Here is an 8686-nt window from a genome sequence, read left to right as displayed (position 1 = left end):
CCCGTCACCACCGGCGGTCGCCATTGTACGTTACTGTAATGCTGGATCAGGTGCGTTAATAACAGCGAAGATGCGGCGCTCAGCGTGAGATGGTTAGCAGGCTGTTGCCAGTCATTACCAAGCAGAAACTGGCGGTACACAGCGGTGATCCCCGGATCGCTGCCGAAAGTATGTTCGTCCAGAGTAACGCTATAAGGGCTCTTATCCCAGACTTTCTCCCCCACCTCACGCAAATGCGCGTCGGTGCAGTAGAGATGCACAAACGACAGATCGTCGCGGATATCCCAGCTGGATTCACTCTCTTTAGGCATCAGGCAGAAGCGGTCCGGGCCACCGCCGTTCTTCCAGCCGCCCGCCGTTTTGTGGTAACTCTCATAGCCATCTGCCACATACAAACTGAGCGTATGGTGATCGCAATATTGGGTGATGGTATCGCGTTTGTTCGACCACGCCGCCAGCTGGATCCCAGAATGTAACGCAACCGATTCATGCAGCACGGCATTATGTTTGCGTAAGTTTTCAAAGGCATCGTAGGGCTGAGGCATACCATCACTTTCAAAGACGTTGTGAGCAGACTTTCAGTCTATCTCAGCAACAGGGTGTTAACAGCCATCTTTTCCGCTTTGCATAAAAAAAAGCGCAAGATTTTGCAAGTCTCCCGCAATCGGATGAAAGCGCCCTCGGAAGTGGCGTGGCACAGTCTGCCTTTGAATAGGCAAAATGAGAGCGATGTATGAACGCACTGTTGTACAGTCTGGTGGTGGTGATATGGGGCACGACATGGATTGCCATTTACCTGCAACAAGGCCCGGTTGCCGCCCCTGTTTCTATCTTCTGGCGCTTTGCCGTTGCCAGCACGGTGATGATAGTCATTCTGCTGGTCAGCGGAAAATTGCGTAAGCTTTCCGCACGTGACCATCTGTTTTGTTTGTTACAAGGCGGCTGCGTTTTTTGTTTTAACTTCTGGTGTTTTTACACTGCCGCCGCATGGATCAATACCGGACTCGAATCGGTTATTTTCTCAATGGCAGTCCTGTTCAACGCGGTTAATAGCTACTTGTTTTTTGGTCAAAAACCGCCGCGACGTTTTTATGTCGCCGCCGGACTGGGCCTGACAGGCATCGTCACCTTGTTCTGGCAAGATTTAGTCAACAGCGGGTTAAATCATTCACTGCTGCTGGGCATTGGCTTGAGCGCCCTCGGCACGTTTGGTTTCTCACTGGGCAACATGATAAGCCTGCGCCATCAGAAAAATGGCCTCGAGGTGATGACCACCAACAGCTGGGCGATGTTATACGGCACCGTGTTGATTGCTACCATTGCCCTGGTGCGCGGCGACAACTTCACACCTCAGTGGACCTTCAGTTATCTTAGCGCGCTGTTGTATCTGGCAATTTTTGGTTCGGTGATTGCCTTTGGCGCCTATTTCACGCTGGTCGGACGTATCGGTCCCAGCAAGGCGGCCTACAGCACGCTGCTTTTTCCACTGGTGGCCCTGACGCTGTCTACGCTGTATGAGGGGTATGTCTGGCAGATTAATGCCATTGCCGGATTAGTGCTGATTTTACTGGGGAATTTGGTGATGTTCACCCGCCCGGAAATGCTGATGGGGAAACTGCTGTACCGCCGCCGGGTCGCCTGAAAAAAATCGCACCTACCGCAGAAAGTAGACGGTGCGTTTTTCATTATTGCTTTTTATTTACGTCAAACATGGAGGCATCGGTCGCCATGTCATCAACAACTTTCTTCAACGTTTCGAACGCCATCGGCGTACTCTCGTTATTCAGATCTTTGCCTTCGCCCTTACGGACAACTTTAATTACCGGCTTATTGGTTGCCGCATCGATCAACTCACCCTCAAAATAGAGGTGGGTATCCATGGTACGGTGCCCTGTTGCCATTTGTGTACCGGCAACAACCAGTGCAACCGGAACCACTTCATAGAATTGCAGCCCTTCTTTACTGGTATCAACACCAGTGATCGCCCCGCGGAAAATCAAAGTACGTGGGCCAGGCGTTGTCACCAGCGGCTTACGCTTACCAATGGAGGTTTTCATTTGAGTATTGGTATAGCTCAGCAGCCTATCAAGAACCTGTTGTCCAACCTGAGTGGTTGGTTTAGGAACCGGATAATACGTAATCGGGTTATAAACGATATTGTCGTATTTAGATTCATTAAAGCTAGGGTCAACCCAACGAAGCACCGGTTGCCCCGTTGCTGATTTAGTTTCCTTCAGGCCAGAATAGTCTTTTAAAAACCCAGAGTATTTCTCCGGCTGAGTCACTTTTGATGCACAGCCAGATAATGCCAACAGGCCAGTAAGCACTGCAACTTTAAATAAAGTTTGAGTACGCATGAAACGGTCCCTTTAGTTTTCGCAATGGTGCCTGAAAAGAATAGCAAATCAGAATCATTTTGGATGCACTAAAAATGGTAAGGACCGCACAATTTTATCTTAACGTTATCTTAACGTTCAGCACAAAAAAAATGCTGAACGTAGAAAGGCTTATCACAAATGGGTAGGTTAACCAGCTTTACGCGCCAACATTGTTGCAAAGCGCAGTTTAATACGGTTGCCGTTCTCATCCGTACGATGAAGTTCACCCACATCTTCGTTATATTTCAGCAGATCCCATCCGGTGTAATAGCGGCGTAATTCTCCGGTTTTAAACGCAAACGGGAACCCAACGGTGCACGGAAAATCATCGGTATCCATTGCCGCGACGATCAGGTTATATCCGCCCGGTTTGGTGCAGCGTTGCATATTTTCAATCAAGCCCGGGATAGTTTTTGCTTCGAGGAACATCATCACCACGGTGGAAAGAATAAAATCATATTCACCGTCAAAGCGTAACGCATTGAGGTCCGCTACCTCAGCGTGCAGATTGGTCAGCCCTTCTGCGTCTTTAATGCGCTCAAGGTTGGCAATGCTCATTGGGTTTTTATCCCACGCCGTCACGTCATAACCGTTAGCCGCCAGGTACAAGCTATTACGACCATTCCCACAGCCTAAATCTAATGTTTTGCCTGGCGTAACAATTTTTGCCGCCTCGACAACATCGGAATGCGTGCGGGTTAAATCATATTTCTCAGTAAAGTAGTTTTCGTCACAACGGGTCATTATTTATCCTCAGATTTCAGTAATGCTGCACGCTCCGTGCGAATAAGCAGTTTTCCCTGCATCAGCAATGCAAACGTGCGTATCAGTAATAGCGCAATGATAAAATTGGTAAAAATAAACAGCGGGATCGCCAGCGTATGAAAAAAACCTGACTCGCTGCCGTGGCCTAAATGCAGCCCCGTCGTTGCCAGCGCCGAGACACCGAACGAGAAGCTCCAGAATGATGCATTAAACGGCTGAGACAGATACCACGGCATGAGACGCAACATGAACAGCAGTTGCAGCAGGCCATAGCCGAACAACATTTTTGCCAGCGTATCGCCTTCGCCACCGTTGACGCTGAGCCAGGCACTACAGGCCACCAGCGCCGGAGCCAGTTGAATACCCAGCGAGGTACGTAATACCGCCGGCAGTTCACCAGAACTGCGTAAACGCTGCAGAATAACCGGCTCAAGGCTTAACCAGGAGAAGACGCCCGCCCCGAGAAACACCAGCCCGGCATCAGTGTAACCAAGCGCGCCGCAGGCCATGGCGCTGATAAAGTTATTGGCCACGGTCGGCAGATACAAACCCGGCGTGGTAGCTTCTTCCGGATGAGAACCCCGCCACAGCCCTGCCGTTTGCCAGGCTGCGTACGACAGCTGGATCACCACCCCAATACCAAACAAGACCACGGCTAAGGGCCGGCACCAGGGTACAAAACCAATCGCCACCAGCATGGTGGTGGCAGGGAAAAGACTGACAAAGCTGCTCATCACCGGGTGGCGTATTTCCGCAAGCACGCTGTGGGGAAAACGCACCAGACGGGTCATAAATGCCAGTGTCAACAGCCCCCAAATGACCATCGCGAGGATCACCAGACCGTCACCTATCCAGTGACTCACCGGCCATATCTGACTGGCATATCGCCAGGCAAAACCCATCCCGATGGTTCCCAGTACCATGCCAAAATAACCGGCCGGAAGATTAAGAACTCGCTCACTGTATTTGTTATTACTCATTTTGTTTATTTTTTAAAGTATATTTGAAATACATTTTATGGAATTTACGGCTGTTTAGCCAGTGCTGAAAACTTTGCTACGTTTAACTAAGGTGCGCAACTGGGAAATTCTTTATGACCAAATACCGTCTGAGCGATGAGCCACGTTCCTTCAGTTATCAGGATAATGGCCACAAAAAAAACGTATTGCTACACCAGGTCATCGCCCTCACCGACTTTAATGATGTGCAAGCCGGTACGCCAGGCGGCTGGATTGACGACGAAAGCGTGCTGGCGCAAAACGGTGATTGCTGGATTTACGATGAGAATGCCATCGCCTTTGCCGGGGCGGTTATCTCCGGCAACGCCCGCATTACCCGTGCAAGCGTGATCAGAGAGGGGACGCAAATTGGCGATAACGCATGGATTGACCAGGCAGAAATCAGCCATGGCGCAGAAATACGTGACAACGTCACGATCAAAGATTCGACTGTCCGTGGGGAGTGCCTCCTTTCCGGTGAGGCTCGCGTGTTGAGTGGTTCAGAAATCATTGCCGCCAAAGGATTAACCCGTGAAAGCGACCAGATTTTGCACATTTATGACCGCGCAACCGTCAGCAACTCGCGCGTTGTGCATCAGGCGCAAATCTATGGCGACGCTGTCGTCAATTATGCCTTTATCGAACACCGCGCCGAAGTTTTTGATTTTGCGCGAATAGAAGGCAATGAAGAAAATAACGTCTGGATCTGCGATTGCGCGAAAGTTTACGGCCATGCTCGGGTTACCTCCGGAACTGATGAAGATGCCATTCCTACCCTGCGCTACAGCTCACAGGTGGCGGAGCACGCCGTGATCGAGGGTAACTGCGTCCTGAAGCATCACGTGCTGGTTGGGGGGCATGCGCGCCTGCGCGGTGGCCCAATCCTGCTTGACGATCGCATTCTCATTGAAGGCCACGCCTGTATCCAGGGCGAAGTGCTGATCGAACATCACATTGAGGTTACCGGCCAGGCTTGCATCGAGGCCTTTGAAGGCGACGCAATTCATCTGCGCGGCCCGAAAGTGATCAACGGCGAGCAACGTATTACCCGCACGCCTCTGGCAGGCTTATTCTGAGGCGCAATCAATGATACGGGCGTAGAGATTCACATCATGGTACTCACCGTTGAGGAACTCCGCCTGCTTCAGACAACCTTCCAGCAGGAAACAATTGCGCCGTGCGACCTGATTGCTTTCACGGTTATCTACCCGGCATTTAATGATAAAACGGCGGATCTCACCGCGCTGCGCGTAATGTTGAATAAACGCCTGTAGCGCCCGGGACAGTATGCCTTTCCCCTGATGTTCTTCATCCAGCCAGTAACCAATATAGGCAGCTTTGTTCAAAGGTTCGATCTGGTTAAACGAGATCACCCCCACCACGTTCTGCTGTTCAAAAATAAGGAACATTTTGGCGTAGCCGCGCTGGTGCAGCATCATATTACCCTGCACGTTCTTGCGTGTGTCATCCTCGGATTCGACAAACTGTGGCCAGTTCAGCGACTGCTGCAGCCAGCGCTTATTTTTGAGTACCAGTTGATGCAATGGCGTGACGTGTTGCTCTTCGACTGCCCGCAGTTCCAGCGTGTCGCTGACGGGGATGACTTCTGGCATGTTTATCTCCTTCACTTTCGTTAACGGGGCATTTCTGACTGGCATCCGCAGATATTAATCTATTTATCACCCCGGACATCATACTTTTATGCTGTAACAGCAATCACTTAGCGACAATCTACCGCGCTGAACCCGCTACTCTGATTAACCGGGCATCCTCATGGGGATGATCCGCAATGATGACAATAATACCGCTATTTTTTTGCTAAGGAGCAAGCATGGCAGCACCTTTGGGTCGTTTAGCACTTATCCCGCTGTTTCTGATCACCGCCTGTCACCAACCCGTTCCCACCTCGCAGACCGGTCCCGTGCCTTATGCAGTCAGCAAGCAGGTGGTGGTGGATAATACCACCCTGGAGATCTCCCGCAGCGCGCTGGAATATAATATCCACAAAGTTCAGCAGTTGCTGGGAGATAAAACTCGCTTGTGCGCCATTCTCAAAGGCGATGCGTACGGGCACGACCTGTCTCTCGTCACGCCGGTGATGATGCAAAATGGCGTGCAGTGTATTGGCGTCGCCAGCAATGAAGAAATCAGCATCGTGCGTCAGGCCGGTTTTACATCACAACTGATGCGCGTGCGTAATGCCACGGAAAAAGAGATGCGTCAGGCGGCAGATTTTGATACTGAGGAGCTGATTGGCAATCTGGACATGGCGAAACGTCTGAGCGCCATTGCTCAGGAGAAAGGCAAAACCATCCGTATTCATCTGGCGTTGAACTCTGGCGGGATGTCGCGCAACGGTCTGGAAGTCAGCACGGCGGCCGGACTGGAAGAAGCCCGCGCTATTTCGGCCTTACCCGGACTGAAAATTGTCGGCATCATGTCGCATTTCCCGGAAGAAGATGCCGCGGTGGTCAAGCGCGATTTGGCCCGCTTCAATACCCAATCAGCCCAGGTTCTCAAGATTACCGGGCTGAAGCGCGAAGACGTGACGTTGCATGTGGCCAATACCTTCGCCACGCTGACCGTGCGTGAATCATGGCTGGATCTGGTGCGCGTTGGCGGAATTTTTTATGGTGATACCATCGCCAGCACAGAATACAAACGCGTGATGACGTTTAAATCATCGATTGCGTCGGTAAACCATTACCCGAAAGGTAATACCGTCGGCTATGACCGTACATATACACTCAAACGCGATTCCGTTCTCGCTAACATTCCGGCAGGTTATGCTGACGGCTATCGTCGCGTGTTCAGCAACGCAGGACATGTGCTGATCCGCGGCCAGCGGGTACCGGTGCTGGGTAAAACGTCAATGAATACGCTGATTGTCGATGTGACCGATTTGCCGCTGGTGACCTCTGGTGATGAGGTGGTGCTGTTCGGTAAACAGGGCAAGGCACAGGTTAGCGCAGAGGAAGTGGAAGAAATCAGCGGTGCGCTGTTCACCGAAATGTCGATTCTATGGGGCGCGACGAACAAACGGGTTATGGTCGATTAAGTCTTTGACAGGAAGGGCTTCCCATTTTTTGCGGAAAGCCCTTTTACACAGTGAGAGCCGTACTATTTAGCTCTCACTGACACTCTCTTTTTGCAGGATTTTGAGCAGATCTTCCTTCAGGTGAAGTTTCTGTTTCTTCAGGCGAACAATATCCAAACTGTATCCCCGACCATCCGAACCTTCCAGTCTGGAAATCTCATGATCAAGGCTGTTGTGTTTTTCGAATAAAGACAGAAAGCGAGGATTCTCGGATTTCAGTCGGGAAATGAGGTCTCTGTATTCTGGAAACATACTTTCTCCCTGTTAGTGGACAAAAAGCGTGTATAAGAAATACACACCTTCAGCTTACCCATTTGACATAGGGAAAAATGCGAACAGGATCGAGTAAATAGCGTACAGAATGTTTCAGCAGAGATGATGTCTGTGACTCCCCTTCAGGAGAGCCACAGACCGTGCGATTAACGCATTTCGCGGTCGTCGACGTACTGACGTTTATCCGGTGCTGGCGGGAAATACTGATACAGCCAGGTCTCGCTGATCGCATCGCCCTGACAACGCAGGAACATGCGCATATCTACCGGATCGGTTGAGTCAGAGGTCGGATACCAGTCAAACTGAATACGATAGCCATCGATCGGCTCAACGTAGAGGATTTCAATCTGCTTCGCTTCGCCGCTGGAGAGCGTAATCACCGGCTCAATACCTTTCGGCGCAGCGGCTTTCAGATCGCCACCGACGAAGTCAACGGCAAAGCGGCGCGCCCATTTTTCCGGGTAATGCTCGCCCGGTGCCCACCCTTCCGGGAATCCTCCCATGCCAGTGCGGGTTGCCAACACGCGCGCCAACGGTGAGCGTACCGGTGGCTGTGCGCTCCAGTACAGGCGATATTTGAACTCCAGATCGTCACCAGCTTTGATCGCCTTCTCCGGCTGCCAGAAGCAGACAACGTTATCCAGCGTTTCACCGGTGGTTGGGATCTCCATCAAGCCAATGGTCCCCTTGCCCCACTGGTTACGCGGCTCGACCCACAGGCTTGGGCGCTTATTGTACCAGCCCATGATGTCCTGATAGTGGGAGAAGTCACGATCCAACTGCAACAGGCCAAAGCCGCGCGGGTTGTTATCGGTGTAGGCATTGAACTGCAGTTTTTGTGGATTGTTCAGCGGACGGCAGATCCACTCCCCGTTGCCGCGCCACATTGCCAGGCGGTCGGAGTCATGGATTTGCGGGTGAATGGTATCGCACATCCGACGTTCGTTATTACCGCAGCTGAACATGCTGGTCATCGGCGCAATGCCGAGCTGTTTGATGTCTTTACGGGCGTAGACATGGTTCTGCACATCCATGATCACCTGCGTTTTCTCACAGTGGATCACAAATTTAAACGCACCGGTTACGCTTGGGCTGTCGAGCAGCGCATACACCGTAAAGCTGGTCGCGCCCGGTTTGACCGTTTCGAACCAGAACGCGGTAAAGTCAGGAAACTC

At 51.4% G+C, this 8686-nt stretch carries 9 protein-coding genes and 1 pseudogene; 3 read left to right on the top strand and 7 right to left on the bottom strand.

Going from position 1 to position 8686, the window contains the following annotated elements; translation table 11 throughout:
* Positions 1–545, bottom strand: a pseudogene (locus tag FDW95_RS23410) (AraC family transcriptional regulator); the annotation flags it as partial.
* 188 nt (positions 546–733) lie between these two features.
* On the opposite strand from FDW95_RS23410, the gene FDW95_RS02990 reads away from it, so the two are divergent.
* Entirely contained in the window at positions 734–1642 is a 909-nt protein-coding gene (locus FDW95_RS02990; protein WP_096756966.1) for a DMT family transporter, read from the top strand.
* A 43-nt stretch (positions 1643–1685) separates the two neighbouring features.
* Here FDW95_RS02990 and FDW95_RS02985 read toward each other — a convergent pair whose 3' ends face one another.
* The 3 genes from FDW95_RS02985 to tehA all read right to left on the bottom strand — a co-directional run bounded on the left by FDW95_RS02985 (position 1686) and on the right by tehA (position 4123).
* On the bottom strand, positions 1686–2357 hold the full coding sequence (locus FDW95_RS02985) for a DUF3313 domain-containing protein (RefSeq protein WP_115258444.1): 672 nt from the start codon (positions 2355–2357) through the stop codon (positions 1686–1688).
* Positions 2358–2525: 168 nt separating this feature from the next.
* Positions 2526–3122: a tellurite resistance methyltransferase TehB gene (gene tehB, locus FDW95_RS02980; protein WP_096756964.1), complete on the bottom strand. Its 597-nt coding sequence runs from the start codon at positions 3120–3122 to the stop codon at positions 2526–2528.
* A complete protein-coding gene (gene tehA, locus FDW95_RS02975; protein ID WP_115258443.1) occupies positions 3122–4123 on the bottom strand; it encodes a dicarboxylate transporter/tellurite-resistance protein TehA in 1002 nt (333 codons plus the stop codon). Before tehA ends, tehB begins: the two co-directional genes overlap by 1 nt.
* Positions 4124–4236: 113 nt before the next feature.
* Here tehA and ydcK point away from each other — a divergent pair, with 113 nt between their 5' ends.
* Positions 4237–5217, top strand: a complete 981-nt coding sequence (ydcK, locus tag FDW95_RS02970; protein WP_115258442.1) for a YdcK family protein — start codon at positions 4237–4239, stop codon at positions 5215–5217.
* Here the strand turns inward: ydcK and rimL are convergent.
* Positions 5209–5754, bottom strand: coding sequence for a 50S ribosomal protein L7/L12-serine acetyltransferase (rimL, locus tag FDW95_RS02965; RefSeq protein WP_115258441.1), 546 nt, complete (start codon positions 5752–5754; stop codon positions 5209–5211). The genes ydcK and rimL overlap by 9 nt on opposite strands.
* Before the next feature lie 218 nt (positions 5755–5972).
* Here rimL and alr point away from each other — a divergent pair, with 218 nt between their 5' ends.
* Complete coding sequence (gene alr, locus FDW95_RS02960; protein ID WP_115258440.1) at positions 5973–7199, top strand: alanine racemase; 1227 nt, start codon at positions 5973–5975, stop codon at positions 7197–7199.
* Positions 7200–7265: 66 nt separating this feature from the next.
* Here alr and FDW95_RS02955 read toward each other — a convergent pair whose 3' ends face one another.
* Together FDW95_RS02955 and FDW95_RS23405 are read right to left on the bottom strand one after the other, a co-directional pair.
* Complete coding sequence (locus FDW95_RS02955) at positions 7266–7490, bottom strand: YdcH family protein (protein WP_003833168.1); 225 nt, start codon at positions 7488–7490, stop codon at positions 7266–7268.
* Positions 7491–7657: 167 nt separating this feature from the next.
* Positions 7658–8686: glucan biosynthesis protein (locus tag FDW95_RS23405; RefSeq protein ID WP_249358887.1), on the bottom strand; the 1029-nt coding region annotated here is incomplete at its 5' end.

Origin of the sequence: Citrobacter sp. wls718, assembly GCF_005280945.1 — a bacterium.
Lineage (GTDB): Bacteria > Pseudomonadota > Gammaproteobacteria > Enterobacterales > Enterobacteriaceae > Citrobacter > Citrobacter gillenii.
Note: the sequence above shows the minus strand (reverse complement) of the source record. Positions and strands in the feature narration are given on the sequence as shown.